The sequence below is a fragment of the Acidovorax kalamii genome (assembly GCF_002245625.1).
Lineage (GTDB): Bacteria > Pseudomonadota > Gammaproteobacteria > Burkholderiales > Burkholderiaceae_C > Acidovorax > Acidovorax kalamii.
The window spans coordinates 175,772-199,761 of sequence record NZ_NOIG01000010.1 but is presented as its reverse complement, the minus strand read 5'-3'; the positions used below and the strand labels follow the sequence as shown (position 1 = coordinate 199,761).

At 65.8% G+C, this 23,990-nt stretch carries 14 protein-coding genes; 7 read left to right on the top strand and 7 right to left on the bottom strand.

The window, feature by feature from the left end; genetic code table 11:
* Window positions 1–214 precede the first annotated feature (214 nt).
* Window positions 215–3,148, bottom strand: coding sequence for an EAL domain-containing protein (locus CBY09_RS24250; RefSeq protein ID WP_276208300.1), 2,934 nt, complete (start codon window positions 3,146–3,148; stop codon window positions 215–217).
* 170 nt (window positions 3,149–3,318) lie between these two features.
* On the opposite strand from CBY09_RS24250, the gene CBY09_RS16145 reads away from it, so the two are divergent.
* A complete protein-coding gene (locus CBY09_RS16145) occupies window positions 3,319–3,693 on the top strand; it encodes a PilZ domain-containing protein (RefSeq protein WP_063462789.1) in 375 nt (124 codons plus the stop codon).
* Window positions 3,694–3,803: 110 nt separating this feature from the next.
* Here the strand turns inward: CBY09_RS16145 and CBY09_RS16140 are convergent, their stop codons facing one another.
* A complete protein-coding gene (locus tag CBY09_RS16140) occupies window positions 3,804–5,489 on the bottom strand; it encodes a long-chain fatty acid--CoA ligase (protein WP_094290605.1) in 1,686 nt (561 codons plus the stop codon).
* Window positions 5,490–5,747: 258 nt separating this feature from the next.
* On the opposite strand from CBY09_RS16140, the gene CBY09_RS23725 reads away from it, so the two are divergent.
* Window positions 5,748–6,089: a hypothetical protein gene (locus CBY09_RS23725; RefSeq protein WP_133066295.1), complete on the top strand. Its 342-nt coding sequence runs from the start codon at window positions 5,748–5,750 to the stop codon at window positions 6,087–6,089.
* A 550-nt stretch (window positions 6,090–6,639) separates the two neighbouring features.
* On the opposite strand, the gene CBY09_RS16125 is transcribed toward CBY09_RS23725, so the two are convergent.
* Both CBY09_RS16125 and hrpA read right to left on the bottom strand, forming a co-directional pair.
* A complete protein-coding gene (locus tag CBY09_RS16125; protein WP_133066294.1) occupies window positions 6,640–6,870 on the bottom strand; it encodes a hypothetical protein in 231 nt (76 codons plus the stop codon).
* A gap of 116 nt (window positions 6,871–6,986) precedes the next feature.
* Window positions 6,987–11,069 carry an ATP-dependent RNA helicase HrpA gene (hrpA, locus tag CBY09_RS16120; protein WP_094290734.1) on the bottom strand — a complete coding sequence of 1,361 codons (4,083 nt, stop codon included), beginning with the start codon at window positions 11,067–11,069 and terminating at the stop codon, window positions 6,987–6,989.
* 107 nt (window positions 11,070–11,176) lie between these two features.
* Here hrpA and CBY09_RS16115 point away from each other — a divergent pair, with 107 nt between their 5' ends.
* The 4 genes from CBY09_RS16115 (at window position 11,177) to argA (ending at window position 17,101) form a co-directional block, all read left to right on the top strand.
* The gene (locus tag CBY09_RS16115) at window positions 11,177–13,045 is read left to right on the top strand and encodes a serine hydrolase domain-containing protein (RefSeq protein WP_094290601.1); all 1,869 of its coding nucleotides are present in this window, start codon (window positions 11,177–11,179) and stop codon (window positions 13,043–13,045) included.
* A 328-nt stretch (window positions 13,046–13,373) separates the two neighbouring features.
* Window positions 13,374–13,625 carry a hypothetical protein gene (locus CBY09_RS16110; RefSeq protein WP_094290600.1) on the top strand — a complete coding sequence of 84 codons (252 nt, stop codon included), beginning with the start codon at window positions 13,374–13,376 and terminating at the stop codon, window positions 13,623–13,625.
* Between the two features lie 17 nt (window positions 13,626–13,642).
* On the top strand, window positions 13,643–15,670 hold the full coding sequence (locus CBY09_RS16105) for an AAA family ATPase (protein ID WP_094290599.1): 2,028 nt from the start codon (window positions 13,643–13,645) through the stop codon (window positions 15,668–15,670).
* 84 nt (window positions 15,671–15,754) lie between these two features.
* Complete coding sequence (gene argA, locus CBY09_RS16100) at window positions 15,755–17,101, top strand: amino-acid N-acetyltransferase (protein ID WP_094290598.1); 1,347 nt, start codon at window positions 15,755–15,757, stop codon at window positions 17,099–17,101.
* On the opposite strand, the gene blaACA is transcribed toward argA, so the two are convergent.
* Window positions 17,098–18,012, bottom strand: coding sequence for an ACA family class A beta-lactamase (gene blaACA / locus CBY09_RS16095; RefSeq protein ID WP_094290597.1), 915 nt, complete (start codon window positions 18,010–18,012; stop codon window positions 17,098–17,100). The two genes, argA and blaACA, sit on opposite strands and share 4 nt — an antisense overlap.
* A 113-nt stretch (window positions 18,013–18,125) precedes the next feature.
* On the opposite strand from blaACA, the gene CBY09_RS16090 reads away from it, so the two are divergent.
* Complete coding sequence (locus CBY09_RS16090; RefSeq protein WP_094290596.1) at window positions 18,126–19,004, top strand: LysR family transcriptional regulator; 879 nt, start codon at window positions 18,126–18,128, stop codon at window positions 19,002–19,004.
* An 88-nt stretch (window positions 19,005–19,092) separates the two neighbouring features.
* Here the strand turns inward: CBY09_RS16090 and CBY09_RS16085 are convergent, their stop codons facing one another.
* On the bottom strand, window positions 19,093–22,131 hold the full coding sequence (locus tag CBY09_RS16085) for an EAL domain-containing protein (RefSeq protein WP_094290595.1): 3,039 nt from the start codon (window positions 22,129–22,131) through the stop codon (window positions 19,093–19,095).
* 143 nt (window positions 22,132–22,274) lie between these two features.
* Complete coding sequence (locus CBY09_RS16080; protein ID WP_094290594.1) at window positions 22,275–23,921, bottom strand: HD family phosphohydrolase; 1,647 nt, start codon at window positions 23,919–23,921, stop codon at window positions 22,275–22,277.
* Window positions 23,922–23,990: the final 69 nt, after the last annotated feature.

The following is a 23,990-nucleotide window of genomic DNA, read 5'->3' as shown; positions in this document are numbered from 1 at the left end:
CGCGCAAACCACCCGGTATGCGGGGCCGGGGCGGCCGCGCTGATCGCGCAGCCTGCCGTACCTTACCTCTTGGAGGGCCGCCGGAATGTCAGCCAATGGCGACAAATCCAGCCGAGTAGCAGTTTTATAAGAAAAAACGGCCTCTCCGCACATCCATCAAAGGTTTCAAGCTATCAAAATAGGAGTATTTTACCCTCACCCCCACCACAACCCGTCAAGGCACCACGACCGCATGCGCAGCAGCCGCCGCCTGCAGCTCCGCCGCCGGGCCCGGGCGCCCGAACAGGTAGCCCTGCCAGGTGAGGCAGCCCAGGCCAATCAGCATGTCGCGCTGTTCGCAGGTTTCCACGCCTTCGGCAATCACGCCAAGGTCCATGCTGTGCGCCAGTGTGACGATGGTGCGGGCGATGCTGGCGTCGTCGGCGTCGGTGAGCAGGTCGCGCACAAAACCCTGGTCGATCTTGAGCTGGTCCAGCGGCAGGCGCTTGAGATAGCTCAGGCTGGAATAGCCCGTGCCAAAGTCATCGAGCGAGAAGCCCACGCCATGGCGGCGCAGCTGCTCCATGCGGCCGATGGTGTCCTCCACATCGTCGAGCAGCAGGGTTTCGGTCAGCTCTAGCTTCAGGCGGTGGGGGTTGGCGCCGGTTTCCTCCAGCACCCCCAGCACCTCATCCACAAAATGGCTGTGGCGGAACTGCCGCGCACTCACGTTGACGGCCAGCGTCCAGTGCGCGGTGCGGGCGTCTTGGCCCCACGCCACCAGCTGCTGGCAGGCGGTGCGCAAGATCCAGGTGCCCAGCGGCACGATCAGGCCCGAGGCCTCGGCCACGGGGATGAACTCGGCGGGCGACACCAGGCCGCGCTGCGGGTGCTGCCAGCGCACCAGGGCCTCGGCACCCACCACGCCCTGGTGCGCGTTGATCTGCGCCTGGTAGTGCAGCAAAAAATGGCCATCGCGCAGCCCCTCGCGCAGCCCGGCCTCCAGCAGCGTGCGTGCCGTGACGTTGGCCTGCGTGCGCGGGTCAAAAAACCGCAGTGTGTTGCGACCCGCGCCCTTGGCCTGGTACATCGCCATGTCGCCATGCTTGAGGAGCTCGTCCACCGATCCCCGTGCATCGGCATACAGCGCAATGCCGATGCTGCACGCGCTGTGGTGCGACAGCCCGCCCAGCAGGTAGCTCTGGCTAAGTGCCGCCAGCACCGTGCGGCCCACGGTTTCGGCCTGGGCGGCGGCTTCGGCGGCATGGGGGCTCAGGCCCTCCAGCAGCACGATGAACTCGTCGCCCCCCAGGCGGGCCACGGTGTCGCCCATGCGCACGCAGCCCGACAGGCGGGCGGCCACCTGGCGCAGCAGCTGGTCGCCCAGCTCGTGGCCCTGGGTGTCGTTGAGGTCCTTGAAGTTGTCGAGATCGACAAACAGCAGCGCCCCGCCCGTGCCCGACCGCGCGCTGGCCGCCAGGCTGTGCTGCAGGCGGTCGGTCATCAGGCGGCGGTTGGGCAGCCCGGTGAGCGGATCGTAGAAGGCCAGCAGGCGGATCTCTTCCTCGGCCGCCTTGCGGCTGGAGATGTCGGTCTGGGTGCCCACATAGTGCGTGACCTCGCCCTCAGGCGAACGCACCGTGGTGATGGTGATCCAGGCGGGGTACTCCGTGCCGTCCTTGCGCCGGTTCCACACCTCGCCTTGCCAATTGCCGGTGGTGCGCAGCGCGTTTTTCATGGCGGCATAAAAGGCGGCATCCTGCCGGCCCGAGTGCAGCAGCCGGGGCGTCTGCCCCACCAGCTCTTCCACCGCATAACCCGTGAGACGCGCATAAGCCTGGTTGGCCTTGAGGATGCGCTGGTCCGGCCCGGTGACGATCATGCCCTCGAACGACTCGAACACCGTGGCGGCGATTTGCAGCGACTCTTCGGCCTTTCTGCGCTCGGTGATGTCTGTGGAGATGCCACACAGCGCATGGATGCTGCCGTCGGCATGGCGCAGCGGTATCTTGATGGAAAGATAGACCCGCGTCTCGCCCGTGGCCAGCTGGGTGTTCACCTCCTCGGCTTCCAGCGTCTCACCATCCTCCAGCACGCGCCGGTCGTTGGCGCGCAGCTGCGCAGCCGTGGCGGTATCGAACACGGCCGTGTCGTCATGGCCCACCACCTCGCTGGCCGACTTGCCAAACAGCTTGAGCGTGTGGTGGTTGGCGTACTGGTAGTGGTAGTCGCGGCCCTTGATGTAGATGAAGGCACCCACGCTGTCGAGGATGGTGGCCAGCTTCTGCTCGCTGTCTTGCAGGTGGCGGGTGCGCTCTTGCACCTGGCGGCGCAGCACCAGCGCTGCCAGCGCCGCCAGCAGCCCAAAAGCCAGCAACCCTGCGAGGCTCCACCACACCAGGGGCGGCATGCCCCCCTCCTGCGCCTGCACGCCCCAGCGGCGCAGCACCTCGGCATAGGCAGGGTCGGCACCACTGCGCCAGTCCTGCACCGACCGGTCGATGGCCGCCAGCACCTCGGCGTTGCGCCCGGGGGTGGTGGCAAAAAACAGCGTGGCTGGCTGAAACACGATGCCCGAGTCCGTCACGCCATAGCGGACCGAATGGAAGTTGCCAAACAGGTGATTGGCAATCACCGCATCGGCCTCACCGCGCTGCACCAGCGCAAAGGCTTCGATCAGGCTCGGCGCATCCACCAGCGACACCTGGATGCCAAAACTGTCCATCATGTTGAGGAAGGTGGCGCGCTGCACCGATCCCTTGAGCACCGCCACCCGCTTGCCTTGCAGGTCAAACAGCGAGTGGATCGCGCTGCCGTGCGCCCGGTAGATCTGCGACCAGCTGTGCAGCACCGGCAGGGTGTGGAAGTCATACAGCCCCTCGCGCTCGGGCGTGCGGGCCACGTCGGGCATCAGGTCAAGCTGGCCTGCGCGCAGAGCGTTCAGGCAGTCCTGCCAGTTGCAGGGCACAAACTTCAGCGTCCACTGCTCGCGGTCGGCCACCAGCTGCAGCAGGTCCACGAAAATGCCCGCAGCCTTGCCGTCGTCGTTGACAAACACCTTGGGCTCGTTGGAATACACCCCCACCCGCAGCTCACGCGGCGCCGCAGACGCAGTGATCGCACCGACGCCCGCCCACAGCAGTGAGATCACCACAACCCATCGCAGCACGCCCACAGCACGGCGACTGAACCGGTAAACGCCTGGACCCACGGCCTGACTCCATCCATCAATGGCGGAAGCCGCATGGTAACGAAAGCCTGCCAAAAGCTCCAAAGGCAATCTGACCGGGTGGGGGTTGGAGTAGCATGTGTCCACCACGCCTCGCTCAGGAGACAGCAATGCCCCATGAACGCCGCCACTTTGTCCGCGTCAGCTTTGACGCGCCGGCCCTGCTCACCACCTCCCACGATGCGTTCAGCGTGCATGTGCTGGACCTGTCGCTCAAGGGCGCACTGATCACCGTGCCCGCACAGGCCGAGCTGGAGCCTGGCATGCTCTGCCAGATCACAATCCCCCTGGCTGAAACCGGCAACCACATCGCCATGTCCACCGAGGTGGCCCATGTGCACGGGCTGCACACCGGCCTGCTGTGCCGGGGCATCGACCTCGACAGCGTGACCCATCTGCGCCGCCTGATCGAACTGCAACTGGGCGACCCGGCCCTGCTGGAGCGCGACCTGGGCGAGCTGACCATTGCGTCGGCTGCGTCCTGACACCGCACGGCCCGATCCGCGCCCCCAAAAGAAAGGGCTGCATCACCGGCAGCCCCCTTCGTCTCGTTCAATCACCCGCAGGGCTGCTGGCCCTGCCACCTTGCCAACGGCTACGCCGCCTCCTGCTCCTGCAGCGTGCGCCACATCACCTTGCCGCTGCCGCTCTTGGGCAACGAACTCACAAACTGCACGATGCGCGGCACCTTGTACACCGCCATGTTCTCGCGGCACCAGTCGATGATCTGCTGCTCGGTGGTGTCCTGGTGGCTGGCGCGCAGCACCACCACTGCCTTCACCGTCTCGCCCCGGTAGCTGTCCTTGGCGGCAATGATGCAGGCCTCCTGGATCGCGGGGTGGCGGAACATCAACGCCTCCACCTCGGCAGGCCACACCTTGAAGCCGCTCGCATTGATCATGCGCTTGAGCCGGTCGGTGAGGAAGAAATAGCCATCCTCATCCATGCGCCCCAGGTCGCCCGAGCGGAAGAAGCGTTTGCCCTCGAACTCGATAAAGGCCGACGCCGTGGCATCGGGCCGCTTCCAGTAACCCTCGAACACCTCGGGGCCGTGGATGATGATCTCGCCCTGCTCGCCCACAGGCACCTCCTGCATGGTGTCGGGGTCGATCACCCGTGCATCGGTGCTCATGAACGGGATGCCCAGGCACTGCTGCTTGGGGTTGTCGGGCGGGTTGGCGTGCGACGGGGCCGCCGTCTCGGTAAGGCCATAACCTTCGGCATAGCGCAGGCCATAGTGCTCCAGCAGGCGCTGCGCCACCGCCTGGGGCATGGCCGCACCACCACCGCCGATGTAGGCCAGGCTGGACAAGTCATAGCTGGCAAAGTTCGGGCTGCCCAGCAGGTCGATGACCATGGTGGGGATGTTCGTCCAGGTGGTTACCCGGTAGCGCGAGATCAGGCGCCCGGCCAGGTCGCGGTCCCACCGGGGCATGATGACCAGCGTGGCGCCGCAGTAGATGGACGTGTGCATCACGCTCACCATGCCGGTGATGTGGAACATGGGCACCACGGCCAGCGTCACGTTGTCGGCCGAACCATTGCCCCATAGACTGCTGGCCACCGCGTTGTGCATGACGCTTTTGTGCAGGTGCATGCAGCCCTTGGGCAGGCCCGTGGTGCCGCTGGTATAGGGCAGCAGCGCCAGGTCGTGCGGGCCCACCGCCAGCGCCGGAGGGGTATCGGTGCAGGCCACGGCATCCGCCCACGCATGGGCCTCGCCGCCATCCAGCACGGGCAGCGGGTGCCGCGTGCCCAGCCACTCGGCCCAGGCCTCGGGCGGCGCATCGGCGCCTGTCACATTGACATCGAACGCATCGCTGAACTGCGTCACCACCAGGTGCGCAAGGCGCTCCGACGGATGCAGCGCATTGCTTGCCTTGGCCATCTCCGGGGCCAGGTCGCCCGTGGTGATCGCCACCTTGGTGTCGGGGTCGGTGATGTAGTGCTTCAGCTCCTCGGCCCGGTTCATGGGGTTGACCGGCACCACCACTGCATTGGCCCTCAGGATGCCAAAGTGCGCCATCACCAGCTGCGGGCAGTTCTGCATGCACAGCACCACGCGGTCGCCGCGCTGCACACCCAACGCCGCCAGCCGCGCCGCCACCCGCTCAGCCCCGGCGGCGAGCTGCGCGTAGGTCACAGTGCTGCCAAAAAAGACCAGTGCGGGCTTGTCCGGGTAACGCCGGGCGTTGGTGGCCAGGTTGTCCCACAGCGAGGTGGCTGGCAGGGTGATGGCATGCGGCAGGCGGCGGGGCCAGAACTTGTGGTGCGGACGCATAGGGCAGACAGTCTCCTTTTGCCCGCTAGCCTAGATGCCGCAAGGGGCACGGGCAATGGGGGTGGCCCGGTTCTGCGTCACCAAAGTGACCATGCTGCCACGCAGTGCAGCTCGGTACAGGCGAGAACGTATGTGCCGCGACAACACATGCGGTTGTGCTGGAGTCAAGTGTCAGATTCAGACTGTTGCAGTCGCACGCTCCGCGTTCGCGAATGAGTACTATCTGCCAGGAGCGGTCATCCGTAGACGAGGAATGTTATGACGACACTGCAAGATTCGGCCTCCAGCAATCCTCAGCACAAGCCAGAACTGGAACTGGGACTGTCGGATCTCCAAGCCCTGGAAGAGTTTGAGGCGAGAGCAAGCCGTGCTCAACCAACATTACTGCGGGTGGGAGCGCATTTGTACAGCGCGATGCCACTTGACCAGCTTTTGGCCAGGCTTGCTCAGTTTGAAAAACTGAGCCGCGTCGTGGTGGCGGATGACCGCGTGTATGACCGAGATATGCCCTCGGTAGAAATGTCGTTCAAATTGGCTTTCCCAAGAGCGCAGTTTCAATGGGATTCCGACGGAGTCATTGCCGGTAAGCACGGGCGTTAGCGGCTTAGTGACTGGCTGCTTCGGGCCCTTAGCAGACACTCGTCAGACGCTCTCTTACGGCGACAGCACTTGATCAAGTGCTCGAAGCATGTCTAAAAGGAGCGGCCGTCTTCAGCTGGCGCGACCTAGGCGCAAAACTGCCCAGAACACAAGCGCCTCAGCCGCGCCCGCGCCTGCGCCGAATAACGCCGCGTGAGCGGTCGCCTGTGTCACCGTACACAAAGCCGTCCCAACGGCGGCACCGCTCAACAGGGCAGACCACCACGTTACCTGCCTCCAGCGTCGAATGACGAGGTAAAGGGGAATTCCTAAAGCGCCCGTGACAATCAACGTGAACTGGTAGAAAACTATGACCCACGTGCCAGTCATTTTCCAACTGCCATTTGTGAGGTCAGGGCTTGTCAGCGAGAGCAGGGCCGCAGGGACCAGGGGTGCAAGCAAAAAGCCAAGAATTGTCGCGTGGACCTGCTTCATCCGAGAGCCCCAGATTTTGTCATCTGCATAACGGAAGGTATCTCCGGGAGACAGCTGCTGGTCGATAGGTGAAATGTTAGCGCCACACAATGCACCAACCGGTCTCTTGCAAGAATTTCGACACGGCCAACTCGTTATCGACCCAAGAATCGAAAGCGCCGTTGCCGTTCGGGCCGGTTGAGCCTTCCCACCACTCAAGTATCAGGAAACCACCGGAGTTCGCACTGTCGTCATCAACCCGAACCATGTGGCCGGGCTTGGTACTGTTCTGAATCGCCCCAATAGCGCCGCAAGAAAATTCCTTCATAGTGAACGTCCGCTCCTGGCCGATAGTACTCATTCGGCGGGAAAGCTTGGATGACAGCAATCGCTGCAAAGCCGCCTGAAGCGCCCATAGTCCGGCCTGCCGCCCGTCCCCTTACATCAGCTATTCAACTGCGCCCACAGCTTGTCCAGCCGCTTAACACTCACCGGCTGCGGCGTGCGCAGCTCCTGCGCGAAGAAGCTCACGCGCAATTCCTCCAGCAACCAGCGCAGCTCTTGCATGCGCGCATCCACCGCGCCCTTGCGCTCGGCCACCAGGCGCCAGTAGCGCTGCTCTTGCGGGCGCAGTTCGGCCAGCTTGGCCGCGTCGCGGGCGGGGTCGGCGCGGACTTTGTCCAGGCGCAGGGTGATGGCCTTGAGGTAGCGCGGGAAGTGCGCCAGCTGGCCCCAGGGGGCCTGGGCGATGAATTGCTTGGGCACCAGGCGCTGCAGCTGCTGCAGTGCGTCAGCAGTTGCGTCGGGCGCGTTCTTGGTGTCCTTGATCTTGCGGGCGGCCGCCGCGTACTCGATGAGGATGGCGCCCGCGAGGCGCGCGACCTCGTTGGCGATCAGCGTGAGGCGGCCCCTGCCCTCTTCCACGCGGCGCTTGAAGGCGTATTCGTCGGTCGGCAGCGGGTCGAGCAGAAAGGCGCGGTCCAGCGCCACGTCGATGATCTGGGTGCGCAGCTCTTCCTGCGTGCCCAAGGGCATGTAAGCCACGGCCATCTTCTGCAGGTCGGGAATGTTCTTTTCGAGGTACTTGAGCGCGTCCTTGATCTGCAACCCAAACAGGCGGCGCAGGCCTGCGCGGTGCTTGGCGGCGGCCACTTCGGGCTCGTCAAAGACCTCGATGGTCACAGCGTCGCCGCCGTCGATCAGGGCCGGGAAGCCGATCAGCGTCTGCCCGGCCTTCTTGATCTCCATGAGTTCGGGCAGCTCGCCAAACGTCCAGCTGGTGTAGCGCTGGCCTGCGGGGGCCGACGGTGTGGCCTGCGCCGCTGGTGCAGGTTGCGCGGGCGCATTTGCTCCTGATTTCATAGCTGATTGCGCTTTACCATCGCGCGCAGAGGGCATTTTTGACTCAGATTTTTGTTCCTCTGCCGCTGCACTACCCAGTTTGAGCCCCGCCAGCGCCTGGAAGGCGCCGCGCGCCTTGGCGCCCCACTCGGCCTTGAGGGCGCCCAGGTTGCGGCCATGGCCCAGCTGGCGGCCGTGTTCATCCACCACGCGGAAGTTCATGAACAGGTGGGGGCTGAGCATGTCGAGCTTGAAGTCGGCGCGCTTCACGTCCAGCGAGGTCTCGTCGCGCACCTGCTTGAGCAGTGCGTCGGTAAGGCTGCCAGTGCCAAACCGCTCGGGCGCGTTGAACAGCTCGGCCAGCCGCGCGGCCGATTCGGGCAGCGGCACAAAGCGGCTGCGCGGGCGCTGGTGCAGGCTTTTGAGCAGCGCCTGGATCTTGTCCTTGAGCATGCCGGGCACCAGCCATTCGCAGCGCTCCTCGCTCACCTGGTTGAGCACAAACAGCGGCACCGTCACGGTGATGCCGTCGCGGGGGTCGCCGGGCTCGTGCAGGTAGGTGGCGGTGCAGTCCACGCCGCCCAGGCGCACGGTCTTGGGGAAGGCGCTGGTGGTGATGCCCGCCGCCTCGTGGCGCATGAGTTCGTCGCGCGTGAGTTTGAGCAGCTCGGGGTTGGCACGGCTGGCTTGGCTGTACCAGCGCTCAAACGTGGTGCCGCTGCACACGTCCTGCGGCACCTGCTGGTCGTAGAAGGCGTAGATCAGTTCGTCGTCCACCAGCACGTCCTGGCGGCGAGACTTGTGCTCCAGCTCTTCGACCTTGGCGATGAGCTTCTGGTTGGCGGCCAGGAACGGCAGGCGGGTGTCCCACTCGCCGCCCACCAGCGCTTCGCGCAGGAAGACTTCGCGGGCGCCCTGCGGGTCCACCTTGCCGAAGTCCACGCGCCGGTTGTTGTAGACCACGATGCCATAGAGCGTCGCGCGCTCCAGCGCCGTGACCTGCGCAGCCTTTTTCTCCCAGTGCGGGTCCAGCATCTGTTTTTTGAGCAGGTGGCCGCCCACCTGCTCCAGCCACTGGGGTTCGATGGCGGCGATGCCCCGGCCGAAGAGGCGCGTGGTCTCGACCAGCTCGGCCGCCACGATCCAGCGGCCTGGCTTCTTGCTCAAGTGCGCGCCGGGGTGCTTGTAGAACTTGATACCACGCGCGCCCAGGTACCAGTCTTCCTCGTCGCTCTTGACGCCGATATTGCCCAGCAGGCCCGAGAGCATGGACAGGTGGATCTGCTCGTAGCTCGCGGGCTGGGTGTTGATTTGCCACTTGTGCTCGGTCACCACGGTGAGCAGCTGGGTGTGAATGTCGCGCCACTCGCGCAGGCGGCGGATGCTGATGAAGTTCTGGCGCAGCAGCGCCTCGTACTGGCGGTTGCTGAGCTTGTGGGTGGGCGCAGGCGCCGCCACGCTGGCCACTGCGGGCACAGGCGCGGCCACCGCCGAGCGCTGTGCCACAGGCAAATGCGCCTGCGATGGCGCCTTCTGCTGCGCCATGGCCTTTTGCGCACGCGCCGACGGCAGGCTGGGCGCCCCGCCGCGGGCTTCGTTGATCCATTTCCAGAGCTTGAGGTAACCGCTGAACTCGCTTTTTTCGTCGTCGAACTTGGCGTGCGCCTGGTCGGCCTGTTGCTGCGCTTCCAGCGGGCGGTCGCGCACGTCCTGCACGCTCAGGGCGCTGGCGATGACCAGCACCTCGTCAAGCGCCCGGCGCTCGCGCGCCTCCAGGATCATGCGGCCCACGCGCGGGTCCAGCGGCAGGCGCGACAGCTCCACGCCCATGGGCGTGAGTTCGTTGGCGTCGTCCACTGCGCCCAACTCAGACAGCAGCTGGTAGCCGTCGGCAATCGCACGGCCCGAGGGCGCCTCGATGAACGGGAACTGCGCCACATCGCCCAGGTGCAGCGACTTCATGCGCAGGATGACGCCCGCCAGCGAGCTGCGCAGGATTTCGGGGTCGGTGAAGCGCGGGCGGCTGTTGAAGTCCGCCTCGTCGTACAGGCGGATGCAGATGCCGTTGGCCACGCGGCCGCAGCGGCCCGCGCGCTGGTTGGCGGCGGCCTGGCTGATGGGCTCCACCAGCAGCTGCTCCACCTTGCTACGGAATGAATAGCGCTTGACCCTCGCTGTGCCAGCGTCAATCACATAACGGATGCCCGGCACGGTGAGCGATGTCTCGGCCACGTTGGTGGCCAGCACGATGCGGCGGCCGGTGTGGCCGTCGAAGATGCGGTCCTGCTCGGCCTGCGACAGGCGGGCGAACAGTGGCAGCACCTCGGCATTGCGCATCACGGGCTGGTGCGACAGGTGCTTGCGCAGGTGATCCGCCGCCTCGCGGATTTCGCGCTCGCCGGGCAGGAAGATCAGGATGTCACCCGCCGCGTTGCCCTGCCAGAGTTCATCCACGCCATCGGCAATCGCTTCGTTCAGGCCATGGTCGCGCGTCTCTTCAAAAGGCCGCCAGCGCTGCTCCACCGGGAAGGTACGGCCCGAGACCATGATGACCGGGGCCGGGCCCTTGGCACTCTCGAAGTGCTTGGCAAACCGGTCGGCATCGATGGTGGCGGATGTGACGATGACCTTGAGGTCCGGCCTGCGCGGCAGGATCTGGCGGATGTAGCCCAGCAGGAAGTCGATGTTGAGGCTGCGCTCGTGCGCCTCGTCAATGATGATGGTGTCATAGGCCTTGAGCAGCGGGTCGGTCTGTGTCTCGGCCAGCAGGATGCCGTCGGTCATGAGCTTGACGGAGGCATCGCGGCTGAGGCGGTCCTGGAACCGCACCTTGAAGCCCACCACGTCACCCAGCGGCGTGTTCAGCTCTTCGGCAATGCGCTTGGCCACGCTGCTGGCGGCAATGCGGCGCGGCTGGGTGTGGCCGATGAGCTGGCCCTTCTGCCCGGGTTTGGCATTGCACTTGCCCCGGCCCAGCGCCAGCGCAATCTTGGGCAGCTGCGTGGTCTTGCCCGAGCCCGTCTCGCCGCACACGATGATGACCTGGTGCTTGGTGATGGCCGCCATGATCTCTTCGCGCTTGCCTGAAACGGGCAGGGAATCAGGAAAAGTGATGCGCAGCGGCTCGGCAGTGGGGGCGGCGCGTGGGGCGGTGGGCGTGGGGGAGAGAGGCTCGGATTCGGTCATGAAGGCGTGCATTATCCGAGAGCCTGGGTTTTCGGTATGTAATGCGCACTTCCCGCCGCGCCCGGCGACGTCCCTGTGGCGTGTGCCACACCAGAAACGCGAACCCCATGCACTTGCAGACCCCCGCCCACCTGCCCGTTGCCGCCGACCCTATACACCCCCAGACTACGTCGCGCCGCGACTGGCTGGCCTGGGCAAGCACCACGGCCTTGGCCCCACTGCTGCCCGCCTGCGGTGGCGGCAACAATGCCGCCCCCCATCTGTCCGCCACCATGGCCTGGGGGCGCCATGAAATCCGGCAGGCCATGCAGACCAGCCAGGCACGGGCCGCTTCCATCGCACTGCTGCAGGGCGACCGCCTCGTCTGGCAGGAAGCCTTTGGTGTGGTGGACGACAGTTCCCGCGCAACCGCCACCACGGACACGCGGTTCAACGTAGGCTCTGTGAGCAAGGTGCTGGCGGCGCTGGCCGTGATGATCCTGGTAGACCGCCGCCTGGTCGAGCTGGACGCGCCTGTGGCGCGCTACCTCCCACAGTTCACCATGCTATCGCCGGGCTACCGCGACATCACGGTGCGGCACCTGCTGAGCCATGCCTCAGGACTGCCCGGCACCCACACCCACAACATGTTTGCCCTGGCCCCGCTGCCGGGCTATGCCGCCGAGCTGGAGACAGCCTTGGCTGATGTGCACCTCAAGCACGTGCCTGGCGCGATGGCCGTGTATTGCAACGACGGTTTCACACTGGTCGAGCGCATCGTGCTCGCCATCACCGGGCAACCCTATCCCACGTTCGTGCAGTCTGCCATCCTCAATCCGCTGGGCATGGCACGCTCGGGCTACACGCTGCAGCCCCTGCCTGCAGGCAGCTTTGCCCATGGTTACATCGGCGATGTGCGGCAGGGCCAGGAGTTCGTGATGGGCTACGCCACTGGCGGCCTGTGCACCACGCCGGGCGACATGATGAAGCTGGCGGCCATGCTGATGCGGGGCGGCGAGCTGGACGGCCAGCGCATTGTCTCCAAGGAGGGCGTCACCGAAATGGGCAGCGCGCAGAACCAGGGCATGCGCCTGAACCTCACTCCCGAATGGCACTGGGGCCTGGGTTGGGACAGCACCCAGCACCCCGGTCTGGACGCGGCAGGCGTTGTAGCGTGGCAAAAGAGCGGCGGGACAATGTTCTACTCCAGTGATTTCTATGTGCTGCCGCAGGCGGGTATGGCAGTGCTGCTCACGGGCAGCGCGCCAGGGTTCAAGCCCGGGCCGATAGCCGAAGGAGTCCTGCTGCGGGCGCTGCAGGAAACGGGGAAACTGCGCGCGCTCCCCCCCAATGTATCGGCGGCCATCCCGGCACAAGCCACCATTTCTTCAGCGGCAGTGGATGCCCTGCTGGGCATCTACGGCAACTACGCACAGCCCATCAAGGCGGCATCGCCGGACAGTCAGCAGGTTGACCTGTCCGAATGGTCCGCCAAGCGACAGCGCTGGGAGCACCTGAGCATCGGACTGCGCCTGCGCAGTGACGGATGGTGGTGGTCGGACGCCCAGCCCGGCAAACAATACCGCTGGGAGCTGGCCGAGGGCCGCCGCTACTTGATGTCCCGCGAGCTGGCCACCTCAGGGCACTACAGGATCACCATGCCAATTGCGCAGCAGATGCCACCTGCCCCGGCACCGCTGCCCGCCCCGTGGTCGGCGCGCCTGGGCAGCACGTGGCAGCTGATCAACGAAGCCCCCGAATCTATCCCGCTGGCCATGGGCGTGGGAGAGTCCTCGCTCAAGGAGCTGCAGGAGCTGCCCGGGTACCTGTTCTGGGACGACAGCCAGTTCCTGCTCCCCATGTCGGCAGACCGCGCTGGCATGACGGTGCAGGTGCCGCTCAATGCAGGCCGCGACCTGGTGGAACTGGTGGTGCAGACGCGCGACAAGGAAGAGCAGATACACGCGGCAGGCTGGGTCTACCGCCGTAAGAGCTGAGCCCCCGCCCCATGCACCGGCGCACTGTGATTTTTGTGCGACATTTCCACGTGTTGCGAGCCCCGGCACTTGCCAGCTGCAACACGCCTCGCCACAATCGCGCCTTCTTTCAGCATCGTGCTGGCACATCGGCCAGCCCCTGAGAGCCCTGGAGGTCACCGCTATGTTTGTTCCCTTGTTCGCTCCCGCCTGACCACTGTCCACCGCCCCGGCTGGACTGTGTTTTCACGCATCCAGCCACGGCAGACAAGCGACCTCCTGCACCTCAGTGCAGCGCTCCACAAGCCCTGGCTACTTTGCCGGGGTTTTTTGTTTGTGGAACGCACACATGAGTGCCAAAAAACTGTCTCGGGCCTTCGCCCAGGGTGAAATCAAAAAGCTGCGCCGCATGAAGCAGCCCCTGGTGTTGAAACTCGAACCTTCGGGCCCGCCCCGAAACCCTGTGGCCGCCGCACTGGCCCAACGCAGCCTGTCCAGCGCAGCAGGCAAACACATCCGAGCCCGTGGCGCCCAGCGCCGTGCGGACACCGTCGCCCTGCGCAAGGCGACCCTGAACGCTCGCTTTACCGAGAGCGATTGACAAGAACGATAGAAAACATGGACCTTTCGACCCAAACTCCAACGCTGTCGCATGGGCAGCACCCGTCTACAGAGGCACACCGGGCCCTGCTGGCCCAGCGCCAGCAGGCGCTGGCCCACGCCGCCGAGCAGCTCAAGGCCGAGCTGTTTGGCATCGACGACGTGATCGACCGTGTGGTCGATGCCATCCGCGCCTGGTATGTGCTGCCCCAGCTCATCACCCGGCCCGTCATCGTCTGCCTGTGGGGCCTGACGGGCACAGGCAAGACGCAGCTCACGCGGCGCCTGGCGCAGCTGCTGGGCTTCTACGACCGCTTCGTGGAAGTGCAGATGGACGGCTTCAGCCACGGCGCAAGCTACCGCAGCTCGTCCATCTCGGGCATGCTCGGCGACTCGGGCATCCACGAAGGCGCGCCCGGCATCCTGGTGCTGGACGAGTTCCAGCGCTTTCGCACGGTGGACCGCAAGGGCGAAGACGTGAAGGTGGAGCGCTACCAGGATGTGTGGACGCTGCTCTCCGACGGGCGCCTGCCCCCGGCCCTGAGCGCGCTCACCAACATCGAGCGCAAGCTGGCCGATGCGCACTACGAGGCCGAGCGCGCCGAAGATGGCGACGATGAGCGCGCAGGCAAGAAGCCCTACCGCTTCCAGCTCGATGCCTGGGATGCGCAGGAACTCAAGCGCATGCTCAAGCTGCAGGAGCCTCTGGCCGAGATCATGCAGTGGCCGCCCACCCAGGTGCAGGCGCTGTTCACGCGGTTCCAGCAGTCGCACCACGCGTGGGAGACCGACTACAGCAAACTGCTGGTGTTTGTGTGCGGCAACCTGGACGAGATGTACCACGAGACCGCGCAACGCGTGGAAGACTGCGACACCGATGCAGACATCTTCCACCGCCTCACGCGCAAGCTGTCGCTCATCGATGTGAAGAAGGCATTGAGCGAGCGCTTCAAGCCCGAGCAGATCGCGCGGCTGGGCAACGAGCATGTGGTGTACCCGTCGTTCAACAAGGCCACGTACGAACAGCTGATCCGCAATCTCTGCACGCGCTACTGCGACGACATTGCCACCCAGTGCGGCGTGCGCTTTGCCATTGCCCAGGATGTGCACGATGAGTTGTATGCCAACGCCGTGTTCCCCGCCCAGGGCACGCGGCCGCTGTTCTCGTCGGTGCACGCGATCCTGAGCGCCAACCTGGTGAAGGCCGCGCTGTGGGTGCTGGAGCAGGCGCTGCCGCTGGGCACCACCTACCCCATCACGCTTGCAGCGGACAAGCGCCACCTGGTGGTACAGGCCGGAGGGCAGCAGGCGCTGTTTGCCGTGACGCTGGAGCTGAACCGGCTCAAGCAACGCGCCAACGCCGACTTCCGCGCGCTGCTGGCGGTGCATGAGGCCGGCCATGCGCTGGTGTACGGACTGCTATTGGGCCAGGCCCCGCAGGAGGTGAAGATCAACATCGCATCCTTCGAAGGCGGCTACAACAGCTTTGCGGGCCTGAAGGTGACCACGCGCCAGAACGCGCTGGACATGATGTGTGTGGGCCTGGCAGGCCGTGTGGCCGAGGAGCTGGTGTTTGGCGAAATGGCCTGCACCACCGGCGCCGAGCAGGACTACAAGCAGGTGACGGCCGAGGCCGCGCGCTACATCCGCCACCACGGCTTTGGCGCCCGCCTGGCCCGCACCGATGTGACGGTGGAGATGGACCACCATATCAACACCGATGTGGCGCCCAGCAACACCGCCATCGAGGAGCTTCTGCAGGCCCAATACCAGCGCGCAGGCGCCCTGCTGCGGCAGCACCAGGGCGCGCTGAACCGGCTGGTGGACGCGCTGATGGACCACGGCATGATCGCCCGCCCCGAAATGCAGGCGCTGATGGCACAGAGCGGTATCGCCATCGCGGTGCCGCCCGCGTCCGGGCCCGACGAAGCCCTGGTGCTGGAACCCTTTGCGGCGCGGCTGGCGGCGTTTCAGCGCCACACAGACGGCAGCGCTGCACCCGCTGTGGCGCCGAATGTGGCGCAGCAAAGCTCAGCATGCTTATGATGCGCGGTTTGGCGGCCCCACGGGGCCGCCTGCCGTTGCCGCTTTTTCCGTCATTCCAAGGCCCGCCCCACCGCTTGCACCGCCATGTCCGCCGTCTTCAACTTCACCTTCGTGCCCTGGTTCCGCTCGGTGGCGCCTTACATCCACAAGTTCCGCAACCAGACCTTTGTTATCGGGCTCACGGGCGAGGCGATTGCAGCGGGCAAGCTGCACAACATTGCGCAGGACCTGGCCTTGATCCAGGCCATGGGCGTGAAGATCGTGCTGGTGCACGGCTTTCGCCCGCAGGTGAACGAGCAGCTGGCAGCCAAGGGCCATGCGGCCAAATACTCCCACGGCATCCGCATCACCGACTCGGTGGCGCTCGATTGCGCACAGGAGGCTGCGGGCCAGCTGCGCTATGAGATCGAGGCCGCCTTCAGCCAGGGCCTGCCCAACACGCCCATGGCAGGCGCCACGGTGCGCGTGATCTCGGGCAACTTCCTCACGGCGCGTCCCGTGGGCATTGTGGATGGGGTGGATTTTCAGCACTCGGGCCTGGTGCGCAAGGTGGACGTGGCGGGCATCCGCCAGACGCTGGACATGGGCGCGCTGGTGCTGCTGTCGCCGTTTGGCTTCTCGCCCACGGGCGAGGCCTTCAACCTGAGCATGGAAGAAGTCGCCACCAGCGTGGCCATTGAGTTGCGGGCCGACAAGCTCATCTTCTTGACCGAGGTGCAGGGCATTCGCATGTCACCCACCGAACCCGAGAGCGACGACAACCCCATCGACACCGAGCTGCCCCTGGCCGCCGCGCAGGCCCTGCTGGCGCAGCTGCCACCCGCACAACAACCCACCGACACGGGCTTCTATCTGCAGCACTGTGTAAAGGCCTGCAAGGCCGGTGTGGAGCGCAGCCACATCCTGCCGTTTGCGGTGGATGGATCGCTGCTGCTGGAGGTGTATGTGCACGACGGCATCGGCACCATGGTGATCGACGAAAAGCTCGAAGAGCTGCGCGAGGCCACCATTGACGACGTGGGCGGCATCCTGCAGCTGATCGAGCCGTTCGAGAAGGACGGCACCCTGGTCAAACGCGACCGCACCGAGATCGAGCGCGACATTGCCACCTACACCGTCATCGAACACGACGGCGTGATCTTTGGCTGCGCGGCGCTCTACCCCTACCCCGAGGCCAAGACAGCCGAGATGGCGGCCGTAACGGTATCGCCGCAAAGCCAGGGCACGGGCGATGGCGAAAAGCTGCTCAAGCGCATCGAACAACGCGCGCGCCTGCTGGGGCTGGACAGCATTTTCGTGCTGACCACCCGCACCATGCACTGGTTCATCAAGCGCGGCTTCTCGCCCGTGGACCCGGACTGGCTGCCCGACGCCCGCAAGCGCAAGTACAACTGGGACCGCAAGAGCCAGGTGCTGGTCAAGAAGCTCTAAGAACGGGTGAAAGTCTCGCGCGCCGCCGCCACGGCGCGCGCCACCTGCGCAATTGCCGCATCCCGCTGCTCGGCTGACGCCGTGGAGCGTGTGAGGTAGCAGGTCACCAGCACCGGCGCACCTCCGCCCGGGGGCCACAACACGCCGATGTCGTTGGCCGTGCCGCTGTCGCCCGCCGTGCCCGTCTTGTCGCCCACCTTCCAGCCCGGCACACCGGCACGCAGGCGCTTGTCGCCGGTGCTCGTCTCCACCAGCCAGCGCTGCAGCCAGGCGCGGGATGCAGGGCTGAGTGCATCGCCCAGCACCAGTTTTTGCAGCGTCTGCAGCATGGCCAACGGTGTGGTCGTGTCGCGCGGGTCGCCTGCGGCCGCCTCGTTCAGCGTGGGTTCGGTGCGGTCCAGCCGCGTGACCTGATCACCCAGCGAACGGACAAACGCGGTGAACCCCGCCGGGCCGCCGTGGCGGGCCATCAGCACATTGGCGGCGGTGTTGTCGCTCAGGCTCACGGTGGCCGCGCACAGCTCGCCCACCGTCAGGCCGCCGCCGTTGCCTGCGCGCGGGCCGCTCACGGGCGAATAGGCCACCACGTCGGTGGCGACGTAATGCACGCGCGCGTCCAGCCGCTCCCGGCCCTGGTCCACCAGCGCCAGCATCCAGCCCGCCAGCACGGCCTTGAAGGTGCTGGCCATGGCAAAACGCTCGTCCTGCCGCCAGCCCAGGGCCAGGCCGGATCCGGTGTCCAGCATGGCCACGCCCAGGCGGCCCTGGGCGCTGCGTTCGATGGTGGCGAGGGCATCGTTCCAGGCGCGGGCGGTCTGTTCGCGACTGGCTGGGTTGCTGGCAGCGGCACAACCCCACAAAGGCATGGCAGTAGCCGCCATCAAACCCAAGGAAAACTGTCTTCTTTGCATATCAAATGAAAGCGTGATGAGAAACAAGGCCCGAACGATACGGGGGTTCTACCCTTGGCACCATCGACAATAATTGCCAAAAGCCCCAAGAAAAACTTTTAGCTTCTGACAATATGCATTTGCCGCTCAACGCCCTGCGCGCCTTCGAGGCGGCTGCACGCCACCAGAACCTCACCCGCGCGGCCGAAGAGCTGCACGTGACCCAGACCGCCGTGAGCCAGCACATCCGCAAGCTTGAAGACCGGCTGGGCAAGCCGCTGTTTCGCCGCCTGCCGCGCGGGCTGGCACTGACGGACGAGGGCCAGGCGCTGCTGCCCGTGGTGGTGGAATCGTTCGGCAACCTGCAGCGCGCGCTGGAAAAGCTGGGCGACACCCGCCCGCGCGAGGTGCTGACGGTGGGCGCCGTGGGCACCTTTGCCGTGGGCTGGCTGCTGCCCCGGCTGCGCGACTTTCAGCAGGCCTGCCCCTTTGTGGACCTGCGCCTGCTCACCCACAACAACCGGGTGGACATGGCGGGCGAAGGGCTGGACTTTGCCATCCGCTTTGGCGACGGCGCCTGGCACGGCACACATGCCGAGCGCATCATGGACGCGCCCATGTCGGTGATGTGCACGCCCGCGCTGGCCCATGGCCTGCGCACGGCGGCCGACCTGGCACGCCAGCCCCTGCTGCGCAGCTACCGCACCGATGAATGGGCGGCCTGGTTTGAGGCCGCCGGTGCGCCCTGCCCCGTGGTGCGCGGCGCGGTGTTCGACTCGTCCCTCACCCTGGCCGAGGCGGCCGCCCAGGGCGCAGGCATGGCGCTGCTGCCAGTGCGCATGTTCACCCGCGAACTGCGCCAGGGCCGGCTGGTGCAGCCCTTTGCGCAGGAACTGCACCGGGGCGCCTACTGGCTCACGCGGCTGCAGTCACGCCCCACCACCGGGGCCATGTCGGCATTCAGCGACTGGCTGCTGGCCCAGGCGCACGCAAGCGTTGAAGAATTTGAATGAATTGGGCCGCTTCCGCGCGCCCATATTGCCCCATATGCTATCAAATAAATAGCAAAAATATCAAAAGCAGCACAGCCCCCGCCAGTGCCTACACCGTGGGAGTGGCCAGCGCGGGGTGTGCGGCCTGCGGCTGATCCAGGTGGTAGCCCTGCACCATGTCCACGCCCAGTGTTTTCAGCATGTCAAGGATCTCCTGGCTCTCCACAAACTCTGCCACCGTGCGCCGGCCCAGCCCACGGGCCACGTCGATGATGGCGCGGACAAACACCTGGTTGTCGTGCTCGCGGGTGAGGTTGCGGATGAACAGTCCGTCGATCTTCAGCACATCCACCTTGAGGTGTTTGAGGTAGGCAAACGATGCAAAACCCGTCCCGAAATCATCCAGGCAGACCTGGCATCCTGTGCGGCGCAAGGTGTCGATGAACCGCTCGGCGTCGCGCAGGTCCGACACCGCCGAGGTTTCCGTCAGTTCCACCAGCAAACGCTGGGGCGCCACGCCCGCCGCCTGCAGCTGGGCCGCGATGTAAGCAGGCAGGCTGGGGTCATCGAACGAGCGCGCCGAGATGTTGATCGCCAGCGCCGGAAGATGGGGCAGCGCGCCCAGCAGGGCAATGCTTTCGCGCGCCACCCAGCGGTCAATCTCCAGGATCTTGCCGCTCTTTTCCGCATAGCCGATGAACTGCATGGGCCCGATCAGCCGCGTGGCATCGGCCTCGTCCCGCATGCGCACCAGCACCTCCAGATGGGCCAGTTCCCCGGTGGCGGCGTCATACACACCCTGGTAGTGCAGGCGCAGCAGGTTTCTTTCGAGCGCCCGGGAGATGCGCTCGTTCCAGGCCAGGCGGGTGATCGTCTCTTGCGACGCGTGGTGGTCGGGCCGGTAGACGGACCAGCAGTTCTTGCCCAGGTGCTTGGCCTGGTACATCGCGGCATCCGCATGGGCCACCAGGTCTTGCGCGTTGTCGGCATGCTGCGGCGCCAGGGCAATGCCCAGGCTGGTGGTCAGCCTCAGGTTCTGCCCGTCGATGCACAGCGGGCCCTGCGAGATGGCGCGGACGATGCGCTCGGCCAGGCGCTGCGCGTCCTCCACCGAGGCATGGGGCATCAGCACCGCGAACTCGTCGCCCCCCAGGCGGCACAGGGTTTCGGTCTGGCGCACCAGTGCCTGCACATCGCTGCCCACACGCACCAGCACCGAATCGCCGATGCGGTGGCCAAAGGTGTCGTTGATGGCCTTGAATTCGTCCAGATCAAAAAACAGCAGGGCGCCCTGGCGGTCATGCTGATCGCGCCGATCGTACCGATCGGGCTGGCCATGCCGGTCGAACTCCCGGAAAAAGCGCAGCAACTCGTCTTCAAACCTGCGCCGGTTGTACAGGCCCGTGAGGGCATCCCGCTCGGCCAGGTAGATCAGCTGCGCGGCCGTCTTGCGCTCGCGCGTCACATCCTCGTGGATGCAGAGCCTGCCGATGAGTCGCTTGTCGCTGTCATGCACAGGGTGCGACGTCAGCAGCAGGGTCTGCCCGTCGCCCAGGTCCATCTCGTACCGGCTGGACAGCCCGGGCGCCGTCAGCGCCTCTTGCGCGTGGCGTGCCAGGGCCGCCAGGGACGGCGGACCATGCCCCACCGCCTGGAAGATGTCACAGGCCGGGCGGCCCACAAACGACGCTTCATCGCCCTCTATGCGCCAGATCTTCAAGAACGCGGGGTTGCAGTAGGTCACCTGGTTCTCGGCCGTGACAAAGAGGATGCCCAGCTTCATGGCCCCCAGAAGCGCAAACAGGCGAGCCCGCTCCTCCTCCAGGCTCACCATGTACTGGCGCCGCTCGTCCACCTCGGTCTGCAGGGCCTGTGCATGCGCTGCCGCCATGGCGCGCTTCTGGGCCAGCTCGGACACCATGCCGTCAAAGGCCCGGGCCAGGCGGCCCAGTTCGTCGTCGGTGCCCAGTGCCACGGGGGTCGGCGTCTGTCCCTGGCCCAGGGTGTCCACAGCCTCCGTCAGGCGCTGCAGCGGGCGCACCACCAGCGTGTTCACCCTGCGGCGCATGGACCACAGCACCGGCATCAAGCCCAGCAGACCAATGCCGCACAGGCCCAGCATGCCCCACATCACCAGGCCATCCACCCGCGACTGGGGCATGAGGTAGATCTGGTACCAGTGCGGCCCCCGGATGCGTGACCAGGCAATCCATTGCGTCCCGTCGGCACTCAGGCCCGCGCCACGATCGGCTTGCGCGTTCGACACCATGTGGTGCACCTGCTCCAGCAACGGGTCTTTCAGGCTGGCGATCTGAAGCTGTCCACTCGCAGCGGCGATTCGCTCCCTCAGGTCGGGATGGGAGATCAGGTCCCCCTCCGCACTCAGGATCAGTTGCACACCGACCTGGTCACGGCTGGCGGCCACGGCGTCGATCAGGGTCTCAATCGACAGGTCGTGGCCCACCGTGCCCACCCAGCGCCCCCGCCAGTCCAGGGGCTGGATCACCGACACCATCCAGGCCTTGGCCTGCTCGTCGAAATACACCGGCGTCCAGAAGATGCGCCGCTCCGAGTTGCGCTGGGGGTCGGCCCCCCGCATGGTGGGGTAGTCGGCGTTGCTCGCGTCTGCGGTGGCGCCACTGGCCCAATCGACACCGCGCGCATAGACCATCAGGCCATCTTCCACGAAATCCATGTACGCGGAAAAAAATGGCGGCACCAGCGCAGGCCCGCGCTCTCGCAGCAGGTCGTAGCTGACGGCCGCGCGCACGCGCGTGGACTCGTCCGGGCCATCGCGGCCATGGTGCAGGTACAGGGTGGGCGCATTGACCGTGTCCACTTTTGCGGGCCGAAGCCGCCACAGCCCGTCCGGCCCACGCGCAAACAGCTCATCGAACCGGCTCAGGGCCGCTTCGGTATCGGCTGCACGCAGTCGCGTGAGCAAATCCTGCTGCAGATGTTGGGCGCTTTGTCCTGCCTGGATAAAAAGCCCCTCGACCGCCTGCGCGCGCAATTCCACCGCCTGGCGCATCACCAGTGGCACCACGCGATCGGCAACGGCACTCAGCGCCACATACCCCAGCACCGAAAGCAGGACCACCAAGCCCAGAAACAGGCCCCATATCGACAGGGACAGCCTGTGGATCACGGAAGTACGAAGCCTGGAGGTCAGCAAGCTAGGCCCCTCGAAAAGGTCAGGACACGGATGGGGCGACGGCCCAATCGTTTCAATATGTTAATGGAATCCGGCAGGGGTGCACGCCCAGTGTGGCAGCCCCATGCGCGCCTCCTTCACGGCCTGCTCGCACCCTGGAACCCCAGCGCCTCAATGTCCACCCCATCGACCTGCCCCGCATCCAGAAATGCCTGCCCGTAGCGCAGGTACACCCCCTCACGCACGAACACCTCGAACAGGTCGGGGTCGATGTGCCCGTTGTCGCGCATCCTGCACATGATGGCCAGCGCCTGCGACAGGGTCATGCCGCTCTTGTAGGGCCGGTCGGCGGCCGTGAGCGCCTCGAAGATGTCGGCAATGCCCATCATGCGGGCCTGCAGCGACATCTGGTCGCGCGTGAGGCCGCGCGGGTAGCCCTTGCCGTCCATGCGTTCATGGTGGCCCCCTGCGTATTCGGGCACGTTCTTGAGGTGGCGCGGCCAGGGCAGCGTCTCCAGCATCTTGATGGTGGCGACGATGTGATAGTTGATGGTGTCGCGCTCGGACTGGTTCAGCGTGCCTGCGCGGATGGTGAGGTTCTCCACCTCTTCGGCGCTCAGAAAGCTGGTCTGCACGCCCTGCGGGTTGCGCCAGTGGCGCATGGCGGCGATGTCGCGCACGCGCTGCTGGTCCTCGGGGCGCATGGCCTCGGTGCCGGTGTTGCTGCGGCGCAGAAACTCGCGGTCTTCCTCCAGCGCGTGGATCTCGTGCTGCAGGGCCTGCAGCTCCTGCCCCTCGGCACGCGCATCCACCACGGGGCGCAGCGCCAGCTGGCGGCGCAGCGCGGCCAGTTCGGCGTCGCGCTTGAGCACTTCAAACCGCGTGTCCACCAGGCCAATGCGGTCATAGATGGTCTGCAGCTTGGTGGCTTTGTCCACCACATGCACGGGCGTGGTGATCTTGCCGCAGTCGTGCAGCAGGCCCGCCATCTTCAGCTCGTAGCGGTCGCGGTCCGTCATGCTGAAACCCGCCAGCGGCCCCTCGCGCGTGGCATCCACGGCCTCGGCCAGCATCATGGTGAGCGCGGGCACACGCTGGCAATGGCCACCGGTGTAAGGCGATTTTTCGTCAATGGCCAGGTTGATGAGGTTCACGAACGATTCGAACAGGCGTTCGAGCTGTGTGATGAGCAGCCGGTTGGTGAGCGCAATCGCTGCCTGCGAGGCCAGCGACTCGGCCAGGCTCTGGTCGGCCTGCGAGAAGGTGATGACCTCGCCCGTGTCCGGGTCGCGCGCATTGATGAGCTGCAGCACGCCGATGAGTTCGCGGTCGTGGTTCTTCATGGGCACCGTGAGGAACGACTGCGACCGGTAGCCCGTGCGCTGGTCAAACGCCCGCGTGCCCGAAAAATCAAACCCCGCCGCGCTGTAGGCATCGGCAATGTTCACCGTGCGGTCGTGGATGGCCGAGTGCGCCGCCACCAGCGAATCGTTGGGTGCACCATCGGCGGTGCGCAGGGGCAGCAGCGGCAGGTCGATGGGCTTGCCCGTGGTGCCCCCCAGGCGGATGCCCAGCGAGTCGGTGCGCAGGATCTCGAACTTGAGCGCGGACTGGTCCTCCGTCACGCTGTAAAGCGTGCCCCCGTCAGCGCCGGTGATGGTCTTGGCCGCCTCCAGGATGTTCTCCAGCAGCCGGTCGATGTCCCGCTCGCGCGAGAGCGCCGCACCAATGCCGTTGAGCTGCTCCAGCCGGCGGAACAGATGGATCGTGGATTCCTTGCTCATACAACCACCTTGGAAACAGCGTTGGCGACCCTGCATCGTAACGAAAGGTGACAGCTATCATCACCCCCT

Excerpts from the sequence above, each read along its gene's own strand:
- CBY09_RS16140 (WP_094290605.1), bottom strand. The coding sequence starts at position 5,489 with ATGCGTCCGCACCACAAGTTCTGGCCCCGCCGCCTGCCGCATGCCATC.
- CBY09_RS16090 (WP_094290596.1), top strand. The coding sequence starts at position 18,126 with ATGCATTTGCCGCTCAACGCCCTGCGCGCCTTCGAGGCGGCTGCACGC.
- CBY09_RS16125 (WP_133066294.1), bottom strand. The coding sequence starts at position 6,870 with ATGAAGGAATTTTCTTGCGGCGCTATTGGGGCGATTCAGAACAGTACC.
- CBY09_RS16080 (WP_094290594.1), bottom strand. The coding sequence starts at position 23,921 with ATGAGCAAGGAATCCACGATCCATCTGTTCCGCCGGCTGGAGCAGCTC.
- CBY09_RS16110 (WP_094290600.1), top strand. The coding sequence starts at position 13,374 with ATGAGTGCCAAAAAACTGTCTCGGGCCTTCGCCCAGGGTGAAATCAAA.
- CBY09_RS16145 (WP_063462789.1), top strand. The coding sequence starts at position 3,319 with ATGCCCCATGAACGCCGCCACTTTGTCCGCGTCAGCTTTGACGCGCCG.
- CBY09_RS16105 (WP_094290599.1), top strand. The coding sequence starts at position 13,643 with ATGGACCTTTCGACCCAAACTCCAACGCTGTCGCATGGGCAGCACCCG.
- hrpA (WP_094290734.1), bottom strand. The coding sequence starts at position 11,069 with ATGACCGAATCCGAGCCTCTCTCCCCCACGCCCACCGCCCCACGCGCC.
- CBY09_RS23725 (WP_133066295.1), top strand. The coding sequence starts at position 5,748 with ATGACGACACTGCAAGATTCGGCCTCCAGCAATCCTCAGCACAAGCCA.
- CBY09_RS16115 (WP_094290601.1), top strand. The coding sequence starts at position 11,177 with ATGCACTTGCAGACCCCCGCCCACCTGCCCGTTGCCGCCGACCCTATA.
- blaACA (WP_094290597.1), bottom strand. The coding sequence starts at position 18,012 with ATGCAAAGAAGACAGTTTTCCTTGGGTTTGATGGCGGCTACTGCCATG.
- argA (WP_094290598.1), top strand. The coding sequence starts at position 15,755 with ATGTCCGCCGTCTTCAACTTCACCTTCGTGCCCTGGTTCCGCTCGGTG.